A 20854-nucleotide genomic window follows, 5' to 3' on the forward strand; every position below is an offset into this window, starting at 1 on the left:
GCTGTTGATCTTCGGGTCCCCTTGGCGCCGGCGGTGAGGGCTGGACGAAAAGGCCCCGCAGGGGGCGGGGACACGATGTCCCCGCCTTTTTGATCAGGGCATGGATGCCCTGTCAAAAAGCCCGGCCAGCCCTCACGGACCCTCAGCAGCTTTGCTGCTGAGGGCGCCAAGCAGGGTGCCCTTTCTTCTTGGTTACTTCTTCTTTGGGCACGCAAAGAAGAAGTAACTCGGGCCGCGGCAGCGGCACGAAACACTCGCCGAAGGCGAGACATCCACGCCTCAGCGCGACAACCGAGCGATACAGTCACTGGATTCCAGCTTTCGCTGGAATGACGACGATGGAAATGGAGAAGTGGGGCGAGCCTAGTCACCCCAGCCCTCTCCCCAAAGGGGAGAGGAAGAAATACGCGGCGCATGCAAGGCGAAAAAAAGCTGCCGCAGGCTCAAACCCTCAGGGTGCGGACACCCGCGCCCCATCCACCCTTCCCCGCAAGGCATCGTGCAACAAAATCGTCACCCGCAACCCCAGCGGATTCTCCCTCACATGCGCATCGCCGCCATAAATCTGCGCACGCTCGCGGATCGTCTCGATCCCCTGCCCGCTGGTGCCCAGCAGCGACATCGCCTTCTTCCACTGGTCCTGCGCCAGGCGCATGCCGCCATCCGTCGCCGACGCGCGGTGGCAATCCATGCGCATCACCACCCAGCGCATGCCCTGGCTGTGGCCGCCGCGGATCACCAGATCCACGTGGCGGGTGGGCTGGCGGCTCAGCGCATACACCAGCGATTCGCCGGCCAGGCGATACAGCGTCATGTGCACGTCGGAAGCCAGATGCTCGAGATCCTGGCCGACCAGCTCGCATTCGTAGGTAGCGCCGATCGCGGCCGCGGCCATCGCCACCGGTCCGTCGCGCAGCTGCACCGTCGAGGTCTCGCCCTGCTCGCGCCACACGCGCGGATACAGCGCATTGGTGAGGCGATGCATCTCGTGCTGGGCCAAGGCGGCCTGGCGCGTATAGGCACGCTCCTCGTTGGCGGGGATGCGGTCGCGCAGATGGTCGAGCAAGCGATTCTGCATGTCGCGCATGGACTGCCGCACCTGCTCCAGCGCCTCGGCCGCATGCTTCATGCGCAGCTCTTCCTGGTACAGGCCCTGCTGCGCGAGCAGCAGGCCGTATTCGCGGTCGACGCGCTCGCGCTGGGCGCTGACTTCGCCGCTGGCGGTCTGGGCCAGGCGAGTGCCGAGCATCAGCAAGGTGGAGATGGCGAAGGCGATGATCGCCTGGGCCTGGATCACGGACGGGTCGCGCACGATGGTGGAGGTGAGCGCCACCGCGCAGCTGGCGGCGGCGCCGCCGAAGGCCGCACCGCGCCAGCCATGGCGCATGGTGAGCCAGGCCACCGGCACGAACATCGCGATGCGGCAGACCTGCATGGCATCCGCGTTCTCGCTGGCGTAGCCGATGCCGGCCAGCGCCGTCAGCGGCAGCAACAGGCTCATCGCGCCGTCACGCAGCAGGCCGCTGCGGCGCAGCGACGCCCAGGCGGCGGACGGACGCGTGCCGGCCAGCCAGCCGCGCACGGCAAGCGCCAGCGGAGCCAGGGTCAGCGCGCCCAGGTAATTGCCCAGGAAGTAACCGAACACGATGCGCGCGGTGATCGCCGGCGCGGGCTGCCCCGCGGGCATATGCACCGACGCCAGCGCGGCGACGTTGCCGGCGGCCGTGAGCACCGCACAGGCCAGAGCCGCGGTCAGCACGGCGGGAATGTCGACGCGGCCATCCGCCTGCATGACTACGGTGCGGCGGCGGAACCACGCCATGAACGGCGCGCACAGCGCCATCGGCGGGAAGGCGGCGAAACTCGCCCAGGCCCAGCCGAACATGCCGTGGCTGAGCCAGGCTTGATAAGCGACAGGCATTGCTTCGCCCAGCACCAGGGCGGGCCAGTAACGCATCGGTACCAGCAGCAGCGCGGCAAGGCGCAGGCTGGCGGGCAGGTTCCAGTTGGAAACCGAAACACTGCGCAGCAAGACGTACGCGGCGGCATAGCCGACAGCCACCAGCAGGTGGCGCCACCATACGAACCGGATCGATTCCTCCTGCATAGCCTCCCTCCCCGTCGTCGCCATCGTCCTCCGACCGTTTTCGTCGGCCGCGTGTGCTCAATCGTTGATCGTCACCCCTGCGTCGGTCGCCTCCCCGGCGTCCTGCTCTCCGGCGGCAAGGGCATCAAACTGCAATGATCGAACGAAAAAGCCTGCGGGTTACGTCGTCGGACCGGTAACAAAGAAGCAAGTCTTGAAATGTGTGATGCGCTTCACGCTCGATGAGTGGCATGAGCTGGGCGAGAGATCGAGCCCTAAGAAGTATCTACTGCGTAAAACCCACCGCGTCCGGACGCTTATTTTGCCACGCGCCAGCGGCCTACGTCAGTGTGCATCCGTTATCTGTCTTGCGGATGACGTAAGAAAGAAGCGTGCCATGGCGGACGGCTAGACCATTGGTCATAGGAATAATTCCAGTCCAGTCCTATTCGTCATGAAAGGACGTCTATCCGCCTGGGCGAATGCAAGCCCCCGGAAAGACTGGGCGCCAAATTTCCGGCGTTTCTTAGTGAATTCACCCTGGAAGCCGCAGGAAACACGGACGCTGCGCCCCGCTGAGCACAACGCCCCTCCGCCGCGATGGTGGACATGCGGCCAAAACCGACCCTGTGCGGCACCCTGCCGCAGCTTCGCTGGGATGCGTGCCAGCCGCTCAGGCTTTGCGGTGCAGCCAGGCGGCGAAGTCGATCGGGTGCGAATCGGTGTGCGGGCCCGCAGGCGCCGGCACGAAGCGGTGGCGGCGGGCGCCGGCGGCCGCATCGGTAAATAGGGTGAATTCGCGCGGCTGGACCGTCACCACGTCCCCCACGGCCAGGGCATGCGCCGCCACCTCGGCGGCGTTCCATTCGGCGTCCAGCACCAGGCCTTCGCCATGCATCGCCAGGCGGGCGCGGGCCACCGGACCGGCCAGGTCCAGATGCTGCAGCCTGCCGCTCCATCCAGCCAGGCCGCGGGGGGCCAGCGCCAGATGTTCCGGCCGCAGCCAGGCCTCGACTTCGCGGCCGGCGAGTTCGGCCGGCAGCTCGCCCTGGAACACGTGGCCGCCCAGATGCAGGCGGTCGCGTTCGACGTGGCCGCGGATCCGGTTGGCGCGGCCGACAAAGCCGTGCACGAACGGCGTGGCCGGCTCGCGGTAGATCTCGCCCGGCGTGCCGACCTGTTCGATGCGCCCGCGATTCATCACCACCACGCGGTCGGCCAGTTCCAGCGCTTCGTCCTGGTCGTGCGTGACCAGCACGGTGGTGAGGCCGAGCGAGCGCTGCAGCTCGCGCAGCCACAGGCGCAGCGCGCCGCGCACCTGGGCGTCGAGCGCGCCGAAGGGTTCGTCCAGCAGAAGCAGCGAAGGCTCCACGGCGAGCGCACGCGCCAGGGCGACGCGCTGGCGCTGGCCGCCGGAAAGCTGGGCGGGATAGCGGCGGCCCAGTTCCTCCAACTGCACGCGGCGCAGCAGGTCGTCCACGCGCGTGGCGATATCGCGGCGCGAAGGACGGCGCGCACGTGGCCGCACGCGCAGGCCGAAGGCAATGTTCTCCGCCACGGTCATATGCGGGAACAGCGCGTAATGCTGGAAGACGAGGCCGATATCGCGACGCTGCGCTGGCAGCGCGAGCAGGTCGGTACCGTCGCGCAGCACGTCGCCGCGGTCCGGATCGTCCAGGCCGGCGAGGATGCGCAGCAGGCTGCTCTTGCCGGAACCGGACGGCCCCAGCAGCGCGACGAATTCACCCTCGGCGATGTCGAGCGAGAAATCGTCCAGCGCGGCGAAGGCGCCGTAGCGGCGGGTGAGTTGGCGGATCGAAAGGCTCATGCGGAAGGCTCGGAACGTCGTGGGGAGTGCGCCAGTTCGCCGCCGTGGCGCGATTCCATCAGCCACTTGGCCAGCAGGGTGACCAGCCCCAGGCAGGCCAGCAGCGAAGCCAGCGCGAAGGACGAGGCGATCGCGCTGTCGCTGCCGCCGTTGTAGACCTGGTCCACCTGCAGCGGCAGCGTGTTGGTGAGGCCGGGGAGATGTCCCGACACCACCGATACGGCGCCGAACTCACCCATGCTGCGCGCGGTGCACAGCAGTACGCCGTACAGCAGCGCCCAGCGGATCCTGGGCAAGGTGACGCGGAAAAAGATCTGCCAGCCGCCAGCGCCCAGCGTGCGCGCCGCCAGTTCCTCGTCGCTGCCCTGCGCCTGCATCAGCGGGATCAGCTCGCGCGCGACGAACGGAAACGCCACGAACACCGTGGCCAGCACCAGGCCGGGCCAGGCGAAGATCACGCGCAGGCCATGCGCTTCCAGCCAACCGCCGTACCAGCCATGCACGCCGTAGACCAGCACGCAGACCAGGCCGGCGACCACCGGCGACACCGAGAACGGCAGGTCGATCAGGGCGGCCAGCAGTGCCTTGCCGCGGAACTGATGGTGCGTAAGCAGCCACGCGGCGGCCAGGCCGAACACGGTATTCGCCGGTACGGCGATGGCGGCGACGGTGAGCGTCAGGCGCACCGCGGCCAGCGCATCCGGATCTGTCACGGCGGCGGCGAACACCGCCCAGCCCTTGGCGAAAGCCTCGGCAAACACCACCAGCAAGGGCAGCACCAGCAAGCCGCCGATGCACAGCAAGGCGAGCGCGATCAGCGTGGCGTGCCGCCAGCGTCCGCTGCGCGAACGGCTGGCGGGATGATTCACGGCATAGGCAGCGACGGCAGCCATCAGGACACCCCGCTCCAGCGCCGGCTCCAGCGCTGCAGGCCGTTCACCGCCAGCAGCACCAGCAGGGACACCGCGAGCATCACCGCGCCCAGCAGGGCCGCCGGTGCGGTGTCGTCACCAGCATCGATCTTCTGCACGATCAGCAGCGGCACGATTTCCGTGCGCATCGGCAGGTTGCCGGAGATGTAGATGACCGAGCCGTATTCGCCCACCGCGCGCGCCAGCGCCAGCGCGAAGCCGGTGAGCAGGGTCGGCGCGAGCAGCGGCAGCAGCACGCGGCGGAAGCTCTGCCACGGCGAAGCGCCGAGGGTGAGCGCGGCTTCTTCCACTTCGCGCTCCAGGCTCTCGATCACCGGTTGCAGGGTGCGCACCACGAACGGCAGGCCGACGAAGACCATCGCCAGCAGCACGCCCAGGCGCGTATAGGCCACCTGCACGCCCAGCGGCTGCAGCAGATGGCCGATCCAGCCGTTCGGCGCGTACAGCGCCGTGAGCGCGATGCCGGCCACGGCGGTGGGCAGGGCGAACGGCAGGTCGATCAGGGCATCGCAGACGCGGCGCAGCGGGAAACGGTAGCGCACCAGTACCCACGCCAGCAGCAGGCCGAGCAGCAGGTCGATCGCGGCGGCGGCGAGCGCTCCGCCGAAACTCAGTTGCAAGGCCAGCAATACGCGCCGGGTACCCAGGTGCGCCCACCACGCCGACGGTCCCAGGCTGGCCGCCTTCCAGGCCAGCGCCGCCAGCGGCAGCAGCACGATTCCGCCCAGCCAGACCAGAGTGACGCCCAGGCTGAGGCCGAATCCGGGCAAGGCGCGGCGGCTCATGGCTTCAGTGCCCCGCTTCGCTGAGCTGGTCGTAGATGCCGCCGTCGGCGAAATACGTGGCCTGGGCCTTGCGCCAGTCACCGAACTGCTCGGCCAGGGTGAAGGTCTTCACCGGCGGAAAGGTCGAGGCGTACTTCGCGGCCGCGGCGGCATCGCGCGGACGGTAATAGTGCTTCGCCACCAGGGCCTGGCCCTCCGGCGAGTACAGGAACTTGAGATAGGCCTCGGCCACCGCCCGGGTGCCATGCTTGTCGACCACCTTGTCGACCACGGCCACCGGAGGCTCGGCCACGATGGTCAGCGAGGGCACGACCACGTCGAACTTGTCCGCGCCCAGCTCCTGCCGGGCCTGCAGCGCCTCGCTCTCCCAGGCGATCAGCACGTCGCCGATGCCGCGCTGGACGAAGGTATTGGTGGCGCCGCGCGCGCCGGTATCGAGCACCGGCACATGCTTGTAGAGCTGGGCCACATAGGCGCGCGCCTTGTCCGCATTGCCGCCGGGCTGCCGCTGCGCCCAGCCCCAGGCGGCCAGGAAGTTCCAGCGAGCGCCGCCGGAGGTCTTGGGATTGGGCGTGATCACCTGCACGCCTTCGCGGACCAGGTCGGGCCAGTCGCGGATGCCCTTGGGATTGCCCTTGCGCACCAGGAACACCACCGTCGAGGTGTAGGGGGTGCTGTGCTCGGGCAGCCGCGACTGCCAGTCCTTGGCCAGCAGGCCGCGGTCGGCCAGCACGTCGATGTCCCAGGCCAGGGCCAGGGTGACCACGTCCGCCTCCAGGCCGTCCTGCACCGCGCGCGACTGCTTGCCGGAGCCGCCGTTGGAGGTGGTGATGCGCAGTTCCTTGCCGGTCTGGCGTTTCCAGGAGGCGGCGAAAGCGGTGTCGGCGTCCTTGTAGAGCTCGCGGGTGGGGTCGAAGGAGACGTTGAGCAGGCGGACGTCCTGTGCATGGACGGTGGCGCCGAGGGCGAGGCCGGCGATGGCGAGGAGCAGGGTCGGGCCAAGGCGTTTCAAGGTCGGGCTCCAATGGCGGATGGGGACGTCGTGGGCGCCTGCGCGCTCCACCCTGATGGCTTTGTCCCATGCCAAGCATTCAGAGAGCGTCAGTGGCGTGCTAGGGCGCCGTTGGTCCGGATGGACACAAGCAGGTTGCCGGGTTTTCGGCGGGCAACGAAATGATCGATGCGCATAAGCTCATGCGTTCGGCCGTATAGACATCCACATCGAAGACCAGTCCGGACGAGTCCCGGCGTAAGCCAAGGCTCGCTGGCACGCGACGCAGCACTCAGAGTGCGTAGCTGCCCTGCACCACCAGCTTGCTGGCCGCCTGCTTCGCACGGACGCGCAGATACCAGGTGCCCGGCTGCGGAAGGCTTATCGCGATCGCTTCACTATTGCCCGCATGGTCCGAGGTGGCATCGGCGTCCGCTCCATCGACGGCTGGCGCCATCCCGGACTTCAGGTAAAGCGTTGCGTCCCCCGTCCCGCCCAGCGTGCGCAGATGGAGATAACGCGCGCCGGCGGGAACCGTGATGGCGTAGAGCAGGCTTTGGTCCTGGGCGATGGATGGTTCCGAATGGAGCACGCCGCGTTCCAGCGGGATCACGGGTTCGGCCGGCGCCGCACTGCCTAAGGCTTTCACCACCGCCGCATACGTATCCAGGATGCCGGCGCCGATCGGCCGGTCCGGCGCGACAGGGAAAGCCCGTGCCGTATCGATCAGCAGTTGGCCCACCTGCCCGGCATCGAGCGCCGGCAGGCCGGCCTGCTTCACGGCACCGATCACCAGCGCGGCGGCGCCGGCCACGTGCGCGGCGGCCAAAGCCGTACCGGTGGATCCGCCATAGCCAGGATCGGCAGGTACCGTCGCTCCTTCGTTGGACGAGGACCAGATCAGATCGTTGGCGCTGCCGACCACCGCCTCGCCACCGCCCGGGGCAGCCAGCGCAACGCCCGAACCGAAGCTTGAGTTACCGGCGCGCCCACCCTTGATGCCATTGGCGGCAACGGCGATGACACCCGGACAACTCGCTGGAACCGCCAAGTCCACATCGCCGCCGAAATCGCCGGCAGGAGCGATCACGACCGCGCCACGGCGGCGGGCTTCGGCGATGGCGCTTTTCAGGCTGTAGGTTTCCGTGCAGCCGTCCTCGAAGCGGTCGCCGACGCCCAGGGTGATGACTTGTGCCGGATGCTTGTTGTCCGGCGCGCCGCGGACATGCCCACCCGCAGCCCACACGATGGCGTCGGTGATGTCCGACAGATAACCCGCGCCGCAGTGCCCTGCCACGCGGACGGGCAACACTTTCGCCCGATAGGCGATGCCCAGGTTTCCGGTGGAACCGCCGGCCAGCCCTGCCACGATGCCGGCCGCCCGCGTGCCCTGCCAGCTGCTGGCCTCTCCACCCGGCTCATCGAAGCAATCCTCGTATTCGGGCGTGTTGCTCCAGTCGCCCGGATCCCAGCCTCCCGCGGCCCGGCCGTACTCGTCGCGGCCCGAGGTCAAGGGGTCCCTGGTGAAGTCGTAACCGGCATCGGCCAGTGCAAGGTCCAGCCCGGGATGCCGCGTGATGCCCGTGTCGAGCACGGCGACGACGACGTCCTTGCCATCGGCGAGCGCCCAGGCCTTCTCGATGTTGGCGCCGCCGCGCGGATCGCTGTAGTTCCACCGGACCGTGGGAAATGCCTGGCGATGCACAGTCCATCCATGCGCCGAGGTTCCGGCCGAAGCGCGCGAACCGCCCAACGTATGCAGGCGGACATCGCGCTCGACATGCAGCACGGCAGGATCCGCCGCGATTTCCCGCATCAGGCTGCGCGCCTGCGCGGTGTCCAGCGGATGCGACACGCCGATCAGGTCGCCACCCGAGGCCAGCTTGCGCATGTAGCTCGCGGACAAGTACCGGGCTCCCAGACCTTTGACGGCAGGTTGGGCCAATCCGCTTTTGCCGACTGCCACGCTCACGTTCTGCAGGGCGGCGCCCTGGTCGCGCGCTTCATTGCTGTCTTGCCGGTAAGTGACGATGAAGCGGTCGGACGCGTTGGCGCCGTCATGCGCATGGAGCTGAGGAACCGCTGCCCCCATCGCGGCAACGATGGCCATGACCGGAAAACGGATGAGATGTCGTTTCATGCGAGTACCTCGGGAAAGGAATCGAGCAAGGCTCGGAGAGGTGGCCACGGCCGCGCGCGGGCCTGCGTCTCCCGGTAGCCGCGCGGCATGCGCGCGGCCGGGCCACCAACGTGATGGCGGGCCCGTTACGGAGCGCGCCGTGCGCTTATCGGCTGAAGCCCGGGCCACGCGTTCCACTGCACTCGCCGTACGTTCTGTGCAAGCAGGCCTTCCGTGACCGCGAATGAGGCGCCGAAGCGAAAGCGCGAGGCATGTACGCCCCCGCTCCTGCCATCGATCGAATCGGCAAGCGGCCAGGCATCGTGCAGGGCCTTGCTGTGCATCCTTTTCATGCGGTGCTCCATGACGGCGGAGAAAGTGGCGACGCAGGCTGGGGCGTCGTGCCGGTGGAGTCAGCTTTCCGCAGGTTGGGCGGGCGATCACTCACGCTTTCCAACCGGACATCACCGAGGTGTTGGCGTGCCTGGCTTTTCTCGCGCGTACCCTGCTGCACGCAAAGCCCGCAGCTGAGCGCTTCGGAGGGAGAAACACGAGGTGACGCGGCAGGAGAGAAACTCACGCCGAAAGCGTGAAGCGCCATGCTTTTTGGGCCGGCTCCTACGCCGGCGTGCTGCGCCCGACGAAGGCATAGCCGCCACCGCGCACGGTGATCAGCGGCAACACCGGCACGCCGAGCACCCTGGCCTTCCTGCGCAGGCGGTAGATCAGCATTTCCAGGCGATGCGGGTCGAACTCGGCGTCCTCGCCGTGCCACGCGGCGATCAGCACCTCCCGCGCCACCGTCGTACCACCGGCGGCGAACAGGGGGCGCAGGATGCAGCGCTCAGAAGCGGACAGGGGAATGGACTCGCCCGTGGGTGCCACGAGGTTCCAGTCATCGGTCGACAGGCGCCACTCCGCTGGAGCGGCACATGCCACCGCTTCGGTGGCGGGTGCCGGCGACGCCGGCCGCGGCGCCCCCAGCAGACGCCTGCCCACGCTGTGCAGGCTCGCTGCCAGCAACGCCATGCCGGCGGGTTTTCGCAGGTAGATATCGGCGCCGGCGGTGAGCGCGCGGATCTGATCGTCCTCGGCGGTACTGCCGGTGAGCACCACGATGCCGATATCCGTACAGCGGCGCAGATGGCGCGCCACCGAGATGCCGTCTTCGTCCGGCAGGCCCAGGTCGAGCACGGCCAGATCGAAGTGCTCGGCGAGCATGCACCGATAAAGTTCGGCGGCGCGGCCTACGCCGACCGCGTCGAAGCCGAGGCTCAACAGTCCGGGCACCAGGATTTCATCGCGCAGCGGGGCATCGTCTTCCAGCACGACCACCCGCCATGCACCCTGCCCGCCCGACGAGAAAGAAGTGGCTTCCATCTGCGTCCCTGCCGTCATCCGTTGCGGCGGACCTTATAGCAGCGCGGCGGCATGGCCGGCGTATAGACGTCCAAACGCCATGCGCCATGCAAGCGCCGGCGAGGCATTTCCTGACGGCAAAATCCGAGGTGCGGCGCGATAGCTGCCTGTAGCTTCTATGCCACCGCCCCCGAAACGCAGGCATAAAAAAACGCGGCAACTTGCGCTGCCGCGTCTTTCACCAGCAGACGGCTTAGCCGACCGCGGCGTCCTTCAGCTTCTTCAGCGGGCGGATCTTCACCTTCACCGTGGCCGGCTTGGCGGCGAACCACTGCTCTTCCTTGGTGAAGGGGTTGATGCCCTTGCGCTTCGGCTTGGCCGGCACATTGACCGCGGTGATCTTCAGAAGACCCGGCAGCGTGAACGAGCCGTGGCCCTTCTTGTGCACCGAACCGGCGACGGCACCTTCGAGCGCACCCAGAATAGCGCGCACGTCCTTGGCCACCACACCGGTGGTTTCGGCGAGGTGGGCGACCAGGCCGGACTTGCTCAGAGCGTCCTTGATCGGCTTCAGCGCAGCCGGCTTGGCGGCGGCCTTGGCGGTGGTCTTCTTGGCGGCTTTCTTGGCCATACATTCCCCGTAGTTTTGATGGGTTTGGTTGAAACCTGTGCCTTTCGGCAGGTGGAATGTATGGCATGTGAGCGATGCCGCCAAGACGCAAACGCATAAATGTGTCTTACGGCATGGTGTTTTTTGCGACCGCGTCATGCCGAAGCGCCGTTTTCCCGGCGAAAGATGACCCGCCGCTGTCCGCCGGAGCTGATTTGCAGGGGTGGCGGAGCGGCCGCAGATGCGTGCGCCGACGGCCTCGCAGCACAGCTGCGGATACGAAAAGGCCCGCTCCGCGGTGGCGTCGCCACCTGGGAGCGGGCCCGGTGTCCCGCGGCATCGGCCGGGGTTCAGCGCCCGAAGATGATTTCCTTGCCTTCGTGATCGCGGTCCCAGCCGCGCAGCTCGTCGCGGATGTGGGCGATGCGCTGGCGGCCGAGCGCGTTGCGCTCTTCATCCAGCACCTGACCGTCCAGCAGCTCGGCCAGCCGCTGCGCGGTAGGCAGCATGGCGTCCCAGGCGTCGAGCGCGGGGATCGGCGCCGGCAGGGTCATGAAGAAGCTCAGGCCCGGCGAGCGCAGCGCGTCCAGGCGGCTCAGATCGAAGTTGCCCGGCTTGAGCATGTTGGCGACGCTGAAGATCGGACCTTGTTCGCGCTTGCCATCGAGCAGGCGGTGATAGATGCCCATGTCGCCGAATTCGAGGCCAGCCTTCTCGGCGGCCACGATCAGGTCGGGGCCGAGGAAGACTGCGCCTTCGCGCGCCACCACGAACAAGGTGACGATGCGCTCCACCGGCAACTGCGCCGGGCGCTTGCCCAGCTCCGAACGCGGCGGCACGCGCGGCGCCGCTGGCGCGGGCGCCGGAGCGGCAGGCGGCGGCACCGGTGCCTGCGGGCGCGGCCTGGTTTCCAAGGGCCTGGTGTCAAAGGGTGCGTGCTCGACGGGCGCGGGCTTCACCGGCTCGTCGACATGCCCCTGCGCCGCCAGGAACTGCTCCGGCGGTGCACGCAGCGCCTCGATGATCGAGGCCGCGGCGCCCATCGGCTTGGCACTCACCGGCGCAGGCGCGACGCGTTCGCTGGACAGCGTGGCGCCGAGCTTTTCCAGCTCTTCGCGCAGGCCCATGTCCAGCTCGCCCTGCTTGGGTTTGGGTTCGTCGAGCGGGTCGAGGCGGAAATCGTCGCGAGCGCTGAACCCGGGTGCATCGTCGGCCACGTCCACGTCGTCGCCGAAAGTGGGCTCTCGCCGCTCCTCGCCGCCCTGCGCGGCAGGCGCGCGGCGGCGGCCCTGCTCTTTCTTCGGCTGGCCGAACAGCCAGATCAGGGCCAGCGCGATCGCGCCCACGATCAGCAGCGGGACGCCTACCGCGGGATTCCAGGCCAGGGCGAGCACGGGTTGCATGGTCATGTCGGGTTCCTCAGGCTGCGCCGGCAAGTTTGGCCGCTTCGGCCAGGTCCACCTGCACCAGGCGCGACACGCCGGGTTCGCGCATGGTCACGCCGCACAGCTGCGACGCGGCCTCCATGGTGGCCTTGTTGTGGCTGACGAAAATGAACTGCACCTTCTCGCTCATCTCCTTCACCATGTTGGAGAAGCGGCCCACATTGGCCTCGTCCAGCGGCGCATCCACCTCGTCCAGCAGGCAGAACGGCGCGGGGTTGAGGCCGAAGATGGAGAACACCAGCGATACGGCGGTCAGCGCCTTCTCGCCGCCGGACAGCAGCGAGATGTTGGAGACGCGCTTGCCCGGCGGGCGGGCCATGATGGCCACGCCGGTGTCGAGCAGGTCGTCGCCGGTCAGTTCCAGATACGCATGGCCGCCGCCGAACAGGCGCGGGAACAATTCCTGCACGCCAGCGTTGACGCGGTCGAAGGTTTCCTTGAAGCGCTGGCGGGTCTCGCGGTCGATCTTCTTGATCGCGCCTTCCAGCGTGTCCATGGCGGAGGTCAGATCCGCCAGCTGGTTGTCCAGGTAGTTCTTGCGCTCGCTCTGTTCGGCGTGTTCCTGGATCGCGGCCAGGTTGACCGGTTCCAGACGCTGGATCTTCTGGCCGATGTCGGTCAGCGCGCCGCGCCATTGCGAGGCGTCGGCGTCCTCGGCCAGTTCCGCCAGCAGCGGTTCCAGCTCCAGGCCGGAGGCGGCGATCGCTTCGGCCAATTGCTGCGCGCGCAGCTCCAGCGCCTGCGCGGCGAGGCGCTTCTGCGACAGGCTTTCGCGCAGGCTGTTGAGGCCCTGCTCGATGCGCTGGCGCTCCTGCTCCAGGCGGCGGAATTCCGCGTCGCAGTCTTCCACCGCGCGGCGTGCTTCCACCAGCTGCTTGTCGACCAGCAGGCGCTGGTCCAGATAGGTCTGGCGCTCGGCCTCGAGCTCGGCGATGGGGTCGGAGCCGGCGGCCAGCTGTTCGGCGATTTCGCCGCGGCGCGAGGCGATCTGGCGGATCTGCGTGTCCATGCGCGCCAGGGCCTGGTCGAGCGAGGCCAGCGCGGAGCGCTTGGATTCCATCGACAGCGCCAGCGCATGCGCCTGGTCGGCGGCCTCGCGCGCATTCATGCGCGCTTCCTCGCGCGCTTCCAGCAGGGCGCGGCGCTCGTTTTCCAGTTCGCGGCGCTGGTCTTCCAGGTCGCCCATGTGGTTGACCGATTCGTCCAGGCGCGCGCGCGCGTCGCGGATCTGCGCCTGCAGTTCGTCGAGCTGGCCGATGATCTCGCCCAGTTCGCCGCCGACCTTTTCGGCGCGGGCGCGCGCGGTTTCCATCTTGCCGCGGTGGCTCTGCAGCTGGCCGGCCAGTTCGGACTGGCGGCGATGGGCGTTGTACAGCTCGCGCTGCGCGTCGTCGCGCGCGCGTTCGGCTTCGAACTTGCGCGTGCGCAGGTCGTCGAGCTCGCCGGTGGCTTCTTCGATGCGCGCTTCCAGCGTGGCGATCTGCTCGGCCAGCAGGCGCATCTCGCGCTCGCGCGCCAGCACGCCGACCTGGTTGCCCTGCGCGCGGCGCACGCGCGCCCAGCCCGGGCCCAGCCACTCACCGGTGCGCGTCATCACCGACTGGTACGGTGCCAGCGCGGAAAGACCGGCCACGCGCTGGTGCGCTTCGTCGAGGTTCTCGGCGGTAAGCACGTGGCTGAGGATCGCCACCGCGGCGGACGGGCCGCGCACGTGCGAGGCCAGCGTGCCGGCGGTGTTGGCGCCGCCCTCGGCGGCGTCCAGCAGGGCGAGATCCGCGTTCTTCAGCTCGCCGAAGTCCTTGGCGTAATCGTGCGCGCCGTCGACCAGCACGCTGTCGAGGAAGCCGGCCAGCGCGGTTTCCACCGCGGTTTCCCAGCCCGCTTCCACCTGCAGCGATTCGCCCAGGCGGCGCGATTTATCCAGGCCCAGCCGCGACAGCCAGCCGCTGGCGGCGCTTTCCTCCTGGCCCAGCGCGGCATGCTGCAGCGCTTCGAGCGAGGATTGGCGGCCGCGCGCGGACTGCAGCTGCTGGCGCGCTTCGTTGAGCGCGGACTGCACCTGGCGCTCCTCGTCCAGTACCTGCTCGTAGCCGAGCTTGTGCTGGTCGAGCAGGCCGCCCAGGGTTTCCAGGCGTTCGCGCTGGGTTTCGTGCTCGCCCTGCAATTGTTCGAAGGAAGCGTCCAGCGCCTCGATGTCGGTGGCCTTCTGTTCGGTCTCCAGCGCCTCGCGGCGCTTGGCCAGGTCGATCGACTGGCGGTCCAGATAGGCCAGCTTGGTGCGCTCCACTTCCGCGGCACGCGCGGATTCGCCGGCGGTGCGGGTGTAGACGTCCCAGCGCTGCTGCCAGTCGGACAGCTTGGTTTCGGTGTCGCGCTGCGCGTCGGCGGTGTCGTCCTGCATCTGCTGCAGGGCTTCGAGCTTCGGCTCGCCCTCGGCCAGCGCCAGGCGCAGGCTTTCGGTCTGTTCGCGATCGGTGGCGATATGCGCGGCCAGTTCCTCGTGCTCGCGCTCGGCCTCGGCCTGGGCGCGCCCGAGGCGCTCGGCGGTTTCGCGGTTGAAGCGCACCTGCTGCTCGACGCGGGCGATCTCGGCGCCGACCTTGTACACCTCGCCCTGCACCTGGCCCAGATGCTCGTTGGCGGAGGTGTGGCGCTCGCGCACGCTTTCCAGCTGCGCCTCGACGTGGCGCTGCCCGGCCACTCGCTTCTCGATCTCGATCTCGGCGGCGGAAAGCCCCGCGCCTTCGCCGTCGTGCTGGCTCTTGAGTCCGCGGTATTCCAGCGCGCGCAGCTCGGCTTCCTTGCGCGTCTGTTCTTCCTTCAGCGCCTTCCAGCGCTCGGCGGCGCGGGCCTGGCGGTTCAGGTGTTCGAGCTGCTTATCCACTTCGTCGCGCACGTCTTTCACGCGGTCGAGGTTTTCGCGGGTGGACTTGATGCGGCTCTCGGTCTCCTTGCGGCGCTCCTTGTACTTGGAGATGCCGGCGGCTTCCTCCAGGTGCACGCGCAGTTCTTCCGGCGCGGCCTCGACGATCTGGCTGATCATGCCCTGCTCGATGATCGAGTAGCTGCGGGGCCCAAGGCCCGTGCCCAGGAACAGGTCGGTGATGTCGCGGCGGCGGCAGCGCGCGCCGTTGAGGAAGTACGCGGACTGGCCGTCGCGGGTGACCTGGCGCTTCACCGAGATCTCGGCGTACTGGCCGTATTCGCCCTGGATGGTGCCGTCGCTGTTGTCGAAGATGAGTTCGACCGTGGCCTGGCCCACCGGCTTGCGCGAGTTGGAGCCGGAGAAGATCACGTCGGTGAGCGAGTCGCCGCGCAGGCGGCTGGCCGCGCTCTCGCCCATCACCCAGCGGATGGCGTCGATGATGTTGGACTTGCCGCAGCCGTTCGGACCCACCACGCCGGTCATATTGGTCGGCAGGTGCAGGGTGGTCGGGTCGACGAAGGACTTGAAGCCGGCGAGTTTGATCGTGGTCAGGCGCATGCGGATTCCGCGGCAGCTCTACGGAGAGGCCCGGCTAAGCGGCACGGGCGATGGGGCACTGTGCCAAACGCGGGGCGGGGTCGCAATGCGCGTGGGCAGCAAGACATGGCCTTAAGAATAAGGCCTATGTCCATGATATCGAAAGGCTCATGTATCCGGCGGACGCGCGTCGATGGAAAGCGCGTGGATGCCGTTGTCCATCAGACCTTCCAGCGCCGCATAGATCATGCGGTGGCGCTTCAGCGGCGGCTGGCCGGCGAACACCGGGCTGACGATGCGCACGTGGAAGTGGCCCTTGCCCTCGTTGGCGTGGCCGGCGTGCTTGTGGCCTTCGTCGGCCACGTCCAGCTCCACCGGCGCCAGCGCGGCCTGCAGGCGTTCGCGGATCTGGGTGGCCATCGAGGCGGTCATGTCAGGGCAGCACCTTGCGGAAGGGTTTGACCGAGACGGAAGCATAGACCCCGGCCGCCACATAGGGGTCGGCATCGGCCCAGGCCTGCGCCTCGGCCAGCGAAGCGAACTCGGCCACGATCAGGCTGCCGGTGAAGCCGGCGCTGCCCGGGTCTTCTGCGTCGATCGCCGGGAACGGGCCGGCCAGCAGCATGCGGCCTTCGGCCTGCAGCTGCTGCAGGCGGGCCAGATGGGCCGGACGCGCGGCGCCGCGCTTTTCCAGCGAGTTCGGAACATCGGTACCGACAATGGCGTACCACATGGCTCAGGCCTCCGGACGCATATAGGGGAACAGCAGCACGTCGCGGATCGACACGGCGCCGGTCAGCAGCATCACCAGGCGGTCGATGCCGATGCCCAGGCCGCCGGTGGGCGGCAGGCCCACTTCCAGCGCGCGAATGTAGTCGGCGTCGAAGTGCATGGCTTCGTCGTCGCCGGCGTCTTTGGCCGCCACCTGGGCGCGGAAGCGGGCTTCCTGGTCTTCCGGATCGTTGAGCTCGGAGAAGCCGTTGGCCAGCTCGCGGCCGTTGATGAACAGCTCGAAGCGATCGGTGATGCCCTTGTCGGTGTCGCTCTCGCGCGCCAGCGGCGAGACCTCGACCGGGTGCTGGGTGATAAAGGTGGGCTGGATCAGGGTGTGCTCGACGGTCTTCTCGAAGATTTCCAGCAGCAGCTTGCCCCAGCCGTAGCCCGGCTTGACGTTGCAGCCCAGGCGCTTGGCGTGCGCGGCCATCGCTTCGCGGTCGCGCAGCTCGTCGCGGCGGATCTCCGGGTTGTGCTCCAGCACCGCGTCTTCCATCGACCAGCGGCGGAAGGCCGGACCCAGGTCGATGTCGGCGCCGTCCCAGTGGATCTGCGTGCTGCCGATGACGTTGGCGGCGGTATCGCGGATCACGCCTTCGGTCAGGTCCATGATCTCGGTGTACGTGGCGTAGGCCTGGTACAGCTCGAGCATGGTGAATTCGGGATTGTGCCGGGTCGACACGCCCTCGTTGCGGAAGTTGCGGTTGATCTCGTACACGCGGTCGAAGCCGCCGACCACCAGGCGCTTCAGATACAGCTCCGGCGCCACGCGCAGGTACAGGTCCAGATCCAGCGCGTTGTGGTGGGTGATGAAGGGCTTGGCCGTGGCGCCGCCGGGGATGATCTGCATCATCGGCGTTTCCACTTCCATGAAGCGGTAGGGCTCGGCCTCCAGCCACTTGCGGATGTAGCCGATGATGCGCGAGCGCAGCACGAAGGCGCGGCGCGATTCCTCGGTGACGATCAGGTCGACGTAGCGCTGCCGGTAGCGCTGCTCCACGTCGGCCAGGCCGTGGAACTTGTCCGGCAGCGGGCGCAGGCTCTTGGTCAGCAGGCGCAGGGTGTCGACCTTGACCGACAGCTCGCCGGTCTTGGTGCGCATCAGCAGGCCTTCGGCGCCGACGATGTCGCCCGAATCCCAGCCCTTGAACGCGTCGTACGTGGCTTCGCCCACCGTGCCCTGGTGGATGAAGAACTGGATGCGGCCGGACATGTCCTGCACCTGCACGAAGCTGACCTTGCCCTGCACGCGCTTGAGCACGATGCGGCCGGCCATCTTCACGCGGCGCGCTAGCGCGTCGATCGCCTCGGCGGTGTGCACGTCCTTGTCGGCGTATTCGGCCTGCAGGTCGCCGGCGAAGGCGTCGATCTTGAAATCGTTGGGGAACGCGACGCCCTGCCCGCGCAGCGCTTTAAGTTTCTCGCGGCGCTCAGCGATCAACTTGTTCTCGTCGATGGGCAGGTTGTCTGTCGTTTCGCTCATGGTGATTCCGTGATGTCGGCCATCGAAGTGGCGATGGCCGGGATGTTGGCTAATGGCCGAATAGTGCGGGGTTGTTCTTCTTGAGGACGCTGTACGGGATGACCGACCAGTCCGGGTTGTCGCAATTGCGGGCCACGCGCGCGAAATAGGCGCCGACGTACAGGCCCTTGTCGGTGAGATACCAGGGACCGAAATCCCACACGCCAGCGTCGGCGTAGTTGCAGCCGTCTTCGTCGCCGTCGCTCTTCATGGCGTCGGGATAGAGCTTCTGGAACAGCTTCACCACGGCCGGCGCGTACACCTTTTCGCGGTACTGGTACCACGCGTCGGAGCGCTCGGCCGGCTTGCTGCCGCTGCCCAGCCAGTAGACGTCTTCCAGCGCCAGCTCCTTGCCGGTGGCGGCGTCGATGGTGGTGCCGCTGATGCCGAAATCCGGATGCGCCGCGCCGTAGCAGCTCCAGCTGCTGGAGACGGCGTAGCTGACGAAACGCTCGGTGAGGTAATGGCTGGATACCTCCGCCGACTCCTGGCCGGAGCCGCCCTCGCCGTTCGCGCAGCCGAAATATCCCTGCAGGCCGCCGTAGAAACCGGTGTCGATAGTGCGGTTGATCGCCGCCATCGCCGCCTCCGGATAACCGCCCACCACATGGAACATGGCGATCTTGGACAGCGGCTCGGAGAACCACTGGATCTGGTACTTGCCGCCGACGGTTTCCTTCTTGCCCGGCACGAAACGGAGATCGGCCAGGCGCAGCTTTTCGTAGTCCGACAGCGGGCGCTCGAACTTCAGGTCCGGCCGCGGCTCATGCACCGAGCCGGCCGCCACCGCGTGCAGTTCGACCGGCAGGCTGGCGCCCTTGCCGGCGCTGAAGCTGCCCTTGAAACCGTCGCCGGCCTTGGTGAGCACGAAGTGGTCCGACTTGGCTTCGTCGGTGTCGTAGGCGGCCGAGCTGAGCTTGTAGCCCTGCTTGGCGGGTTCGCCGCGCAGCGGGATGTCCTGCTTGAACTTCTCGTAGAAGTAGGTGCCGGACACGGTGCCGTCGGACTCGTCCAGCTGCATCACGATCGGATACTTGCCCACCGTGCCGCGCAGCAAACGGCTTTCCGCATGCAGCGTGGCGGTGGCCAGCAAGCTCACGGCGAACAGAGCGATCGAGGCGCTTCTCATGCGTGGGTCTCTTCCTTGGGAGTGCGGCTCGCAGGCACGAGCGGTGCGCTGCGCATTCAGTCTTCCTTGCCCACCGCGTGCTTCACCGCATGCTTGGTGGCGTTCCAGCCGTCGCGCGCGCCGTGGCCGATCTTGAGGCCGACGTCCTTGGCGCCATGACCCACCTTCAGGCCGGCATCGCGCGCGCCGTGGCCCACTTCGACGCCCGCATCGCGGGCGCCGTGGCCGACTTTGACGCCCGCGTCGCGGGCGCCATGCCCGACTTTGACGCCCGCGTCGCGGGCGCCGTGCCCGACTTTGACGCCCGCGTCGCGGGCGCCGTGCCCGACCTTGACGGCGGTGTCGCGGGTGGCGTGGCCGACGTCGCGGCCGGCATCGCCGACCGCGTGGCCGGCGGCCTTGGCGTCCTGCTTGATGCCCTGCCCCGTGCTCTCCTGCGCGTTCGCCATGCCGATGCCTGCCGCCAGTGCCGCACAGGCGATCAGGATCCGGGAGATCTTGCTGCTGCTCATGCGGTCACCTCGTCGGCGGTCAGGTGGAATCGGTGGCGGAGCACTCAGGCGTCGATGCGCTTGGCGCCCGCGTCCAGGCCGGCCTTCAGGCTGCCTTCGACGAATTCGTCGAGGTCGCCGTCCAGCACCTTCTGCGTATCGGAGCGTTCGATGCCCGTGCGCAGGTCCTTGATGCGGCTCTGGTCCAGCACGTAGTTGCGGATCTGGCTGCCCCAACCGATATCGGACTTGGTCGCTTCCAGCGCGTCCTTCTCGGCATTGCGCTTCTGCAGCTCCAGCTCGTACAGCTTGGCTTTCAGCATCTTCATCGCGCGGTCGCGGTTGGCATGCTGGCTGCGCTCGGTCTGGCAGGCCACCACCACGCCCGAGGGCATGTGGGTGATACGCACGGCCGACTCGGTCTTGTTCACGTGCTGGCCGCCGGCGCCGGACGAGCGGTACACGTCGGTGCGCAGGTCCGCCGGGTTGATCTCGATATCGATGTCGTCGTCGACTTCCGGCGACACGAACACCGAGGTGAAGCTGGTGTGGCGACGGTTGTCGGAATCGAACGGGCTCTTGCGCACCAGGCGGTGCACGCCGATCTCGGTCTTCAGCCAGCCATAGGCGTAGTCGCCTTCCACGCGGAAGGTGGCGGACTTGATGCCGGCCACGTCGCCGCCGCTGACTTCCAGCAGCTCGGCCTTCCAGCCGCGCGATTCGGCCCAGCGCAGATACATGCGCAGCAGGATTTCCGCCCAGTCCTGCGCCTCGGTGCCGCCGGCGCCGGCCTGGATGTCCACGAAGGCGTTGGCCGAATCCATCTTGCCGGAGAACATGCGCTGGAATTCGAGCTTGCCCACCTGGGCGTCGAGCTTGCCAAGGTCGCTGACGATGGACAGCACGGTGGATTCGTCGTCGTCGGCGACGGCCATCTCCAGCAGGTCGCCGGAGTCGGCGAGGCCGGCCGTGAGCGTGTCGATGCCGCTGACGATGGTTTCCAGGCGGGCGCGTTCGCGGCCCAGTTCCTGCGCGCGCGGCGGATCGTCCCAGACGTTGGGACTTTCCAGTTCGCGGCTTACTTCTTCGAGACGCTCACGCTTGGTGGCGTAGTCAAAGATACCCCCTAAGCGACTCGACGCGGCCCTTGAGGTCCGCGATCTGCGCAAGGATCGGATTGGTCTCGATCATGGATGGAATGGCTTGGAAAATGGCCGAACAGGATAACAGGCGCACCTCGCCCACGGTAGGTTGGGGTGAGCCGCAGGCGAACCCCAACGGACGTCCGGTCAGCACGGAAGGTCCGTTGGGGTTATCACC

The 20854-nt window shown here is 67.9% G+C and carries 16 protein-coding genes; all 16 read right to left on the reverse strand.

Annotated features, from left to right (window positions below; all coding sequences use genetic code 11):
• Nucleotides 1-451 precede the first annotated feature (451 nt).
• Nucleotides 452-2107, reverse strand: a complete 1656-nt coding sequence (locus KK141_RS10545) for an MASE1 domain-containing protein (protein WP_214572107.1) — start codon at nucleotides 2105-2107, stop codon at nucleotides 452-454.
• Nucleotides 2108-2759: 652 nt separating this feature from the next.
• On the reverse strand, nucleotides 2760-3914 hold the full coding sequence (locus KK141_RS10550; RefSeq protein WP_214572106.1) for an ABC transporter ATP-binding protein: 1155 nt from the start codon (nucleotides 3912-3914) through the stop codon (nucleotides 2760-2762).
• Nucleotides 3911-4807: a sulfate ABC transporter permease subunit CysW gene (gene cysW, locus KK141_RS10555; protein WP_214572105.1), complete on the reverse strand. Its 897-nt coding sequence runs from the start codon at nucleotides 4805-4807 to the stop codon at nucleotides 3911-3913. The genes KK141_RS10550 and cysW overlap by 4 nt, the downstream gene beginning before the upstream one ends.
• Nucleotides 4807-5631 (reverse strand): sulfate ABC transporter permease subunit CysT, encoded by an 825-nt coding sequence (gene cysT / locus KK141_RS10560; RefSeq protein ID WP_214572104.1) that lies wholly within the window; start codon nucleotides 5629-5631, stop codon nucleotides 4807-4809. The genes cysW and cysT overlap by 1 nt, the downstream gene beginning before the upstream one ends.
• Before the next feature lie 4 nt (nucleotides 5632-5635).
• Nucleotides 5636-6622, reverse strand: a complete 987-nt coding sequence (locus tag KK141_RS10565; protein ID WP_214572127.1) for a sulfate ABC transporter substrate-binding protein — start codon at nucleotides 6620-6622, stop codon at nucleotides 5636-5638.
• A gap of 292 nt (nucleotides 6623-6914) precedes the next feature.
• On the reverse strand, nucleotides 6915-8762 hold the full coding sequence (locus KK141_RS10570) for a S8 family serine peptidase (protein ID WP_214572103.1): 1848 nt from the start codon (nucleotides 8760-8762) through the stop codon (nucleotides 6915-6917).
• Between the two features lie 597 nt (nucleotides 8763-9359).
• Nucleotides 9360-10121, reverse strand: a complete 762-nt coding sequence (locus KK141_RS10575; RefSeq protein WP_214572102.1) for a response regulator transcription factor — start codon at nucleotides 10119-10121, stop codon at nucleotides 9360-9362.
• A 232-nt stretch (nucleotides 10122-10353) separates the two neighbouring features.
• The gene (locus tag KK141_RS10580; RefSeq protein WP_214572101.1) at nucleotides 10354-10731 is read right to left on the reverse strand and encodes an HU family DNA-binding protein; all 378 of its coding nucleotides are present in this window, start codon (nucleotides 10729-10731) and stop codon (nucleotides 10354-10356) included.
• Nucleotides 10732-11060: 329 nt separating this feature from the next.
• A complete protein-coding gene (gene zipA / locus KK141_RS10585) occupies nucleotides 11061-12119 on the reverse strand; it encodes a cell division protein ZipA (RefSeq protein WP_214572100.1) in 1059 nt (352 codons plus the stop codon).
• A 10-nt stretch (nucleotides 12120-12129) separates the two neighbouring features.
• Entirely contained in the window at nucleotides 12130-15639 is a 3510-nt protein-coding gene (gene smc, locus KK141_RS10590; protein WP_214572099.1) for a chromosome segregation protein SMC, read from the reverse strand.
• Nucleotides 15640-15786: 147 nt separating this feature from the next.
• Nucleotides 15787-16050: a BolA family protein gene (locus tag KK141_RS10595; RefSeq protein WP_214572098.1), complete on the reverse strand. Its 264-nt coding sequence runs from the start codon at nucleotides 16048-16050 to the stop codon at nucleotides 15787-15789.
• Nucleotide 16051: 1 nt separating this feature from the next.
• The gene (locus tag KK141_RS10600; protein ID WP_214572097.1) at nucleotides 16052-16351 is read right to left on the reverse strand and encodes a YciI family protein; all 300 of its coding nucleotides are present in this window, start codon (nucleotides 16349-16351) and stop codon (nucleotides 16052-16054) included.
• 3 nt (nucleotides 16352-16354) lie between these two features.
• Nucleotides 16355-17875 (reverse strand): lysine--tRNA ligase, encoded by a 1521-nt coding sequence (gene lysS / locus KK141_RS10605; protein WP_214572096.1) that lies wholly within the window; start codon nucleotides 17873-17875, stop codon nucleotides 16355-16357.
• Nucleotides 17876-17924: 49 nt separating this feature from the next.
• Nucleotides 17925-19043, reverse strand: a complete 1119-nt coding sequence (locus KK141_RS10610) for a hypothetical protein (protein WP_214572095.1) — start codon at nucleotides 19041-19043, stop codon at nucleotides 17925-17927.
• 56 nt (nucleotides 19044-19099) lie between these two features.
• The gene (locus tag KK141_RS10615) at nucleotides 19100-19555 is read right to left on the reverse strand and encodes a hypothetical protein (protein WP_214572094.1); all 456 of its coding nucleotides are present in this window, start codon (nucleotides 19553-19555) and stop codon (nucleotides 19100-19102) included.
• A 44-nt stretch (nucleotides 19556-19599) separates the two neighbouring features.
• A protein-coding gene (prfB, locus tag KK141_RS10620; RefSeq protein WP_214572093.1) for a peptide chain release factor 2 occupies nucleotides 19600-20725 on the reverse strand; the annotation gives its coding sequence in 2 pieces (ribosomal slippage) (nucleotides 19600-20649 and nucleotides 20651-20725; 1125 coding nt in all).
• Nucleotides 20726-20854: the final 129 nt, after the last annotated feature.

The sequence above is a fragment of the Dyella sp. LX-66 genome, from assembly GCF_018599165.1.
Taxonomy (GTDB): domain Bacteria; phylum Pseudomonadota; class Gammaproteobacteria; order Xanthomonadales; family Rhodanobacteraceae; genus Dyella_D; species Dyella_D marensis.

Excerpts from the sequence above, each read along its gene's own strand:
- KK141_RS10545 (WP_214572107.1), bottom strand. The coding sequence starts at position 2,107 with ATGCAGGAGGAATCGATCCGGTTCGTATGGTGGCGCCACCTGCTGGTG.
- KK141_RS10550 (WP_214572106.1), bottom strand. The coding sequence starts at position 3,914 with ATGAGCCTTTCGATCCGCCAACTCACCCGCCGCTACGGCGCCTTCGCC.
- cysW (WP_214572105.1), bottom strand. The coding sequence starts at position 4,807 with ATGGCTGCCGTCGCTGCCTATGCCGTGAATCATCCCGCCAGCCGTTCG.
- cysT (WP_214572104.1), bottom strand. The coding sequence starts at position 5,631 with ATGAGCCGCCGCGCCTTGCCCGGATTCGGCCTCAGCCTGGGCGTCACT.
- KK141_RS10570 (WP_214572103.1), bottom strand. The coding sequence starts at position 8,762 with ATGAAACGACATCTCATCCGTTTTCCGGTCATGGCCATCGTTGCCGCG.
- KK141_RS10575 (WP_214572102.1), bottom strand. The coding sequence starts at position 10,121 with ATGGAAGCCACTTCTTTCTCGTCGGGCGGGCAGGGTGCATGGCGGGTG.
- KK141_RS10580 (WP_214572101.1), bottom strand. The coding sequence starts at position 10,731 with ATGGCCAAGAAAGCCGCCAAGAAGACCACCGCCAAGGCCGCCGCCAAG.
- zipA (WP_214572100.1), bottom strand. The coding sequence starts at position 12,119 with ATGACCATGCAACCCGTGCTCGCCCTGGCCTGGAATCCCGCGGTAGGC.
- smc (WP_214572099.1), bottom strand. The coding sequence starts at position 15,639 with ATGCGCCTGACCACGATCAAACTCGCCGGCTTCAAGTCCTTCGTCGAC.
- KK141_RS10595 (WP_214572098.1), bottom strand. The coding sequence starts at position 16,050 with ATGACCGCCTCGATGGCCACCCAGATCCGCGAACGCCTGCAGGCCGCG.
- KK141_RS10600 (WP_214572097.1), bottom strand. The coding sequence starts at position 16,351 with ATGTGGTACGCCATTGTCGGTACCGATGTTCCGAACTCGCTGGAAAAG.
- lysS (WP_214572096.1), bottom strand. The coding sequence starts at position 17,875 with ATGAGCGAAACGACAGACAACCTGCCCATCGACGAGAACAAGTTGATC.
- KK141_RS10610 (WP_214572095.1), bottom strand. The coding sequence starts at position 19,043 with ATGAGAAGCGCCTCGATCGCTCTGTTCGCCGTGAGCTTGCTGGCCACC.
- KK141_RS10615 (WP_214572094.1), bottom strand. The coding sequence starts at position 19,555 with ATGAGCAGCAGCAAGATCTCCCGGATCCTGATCGCCTGTGCGGCACTG.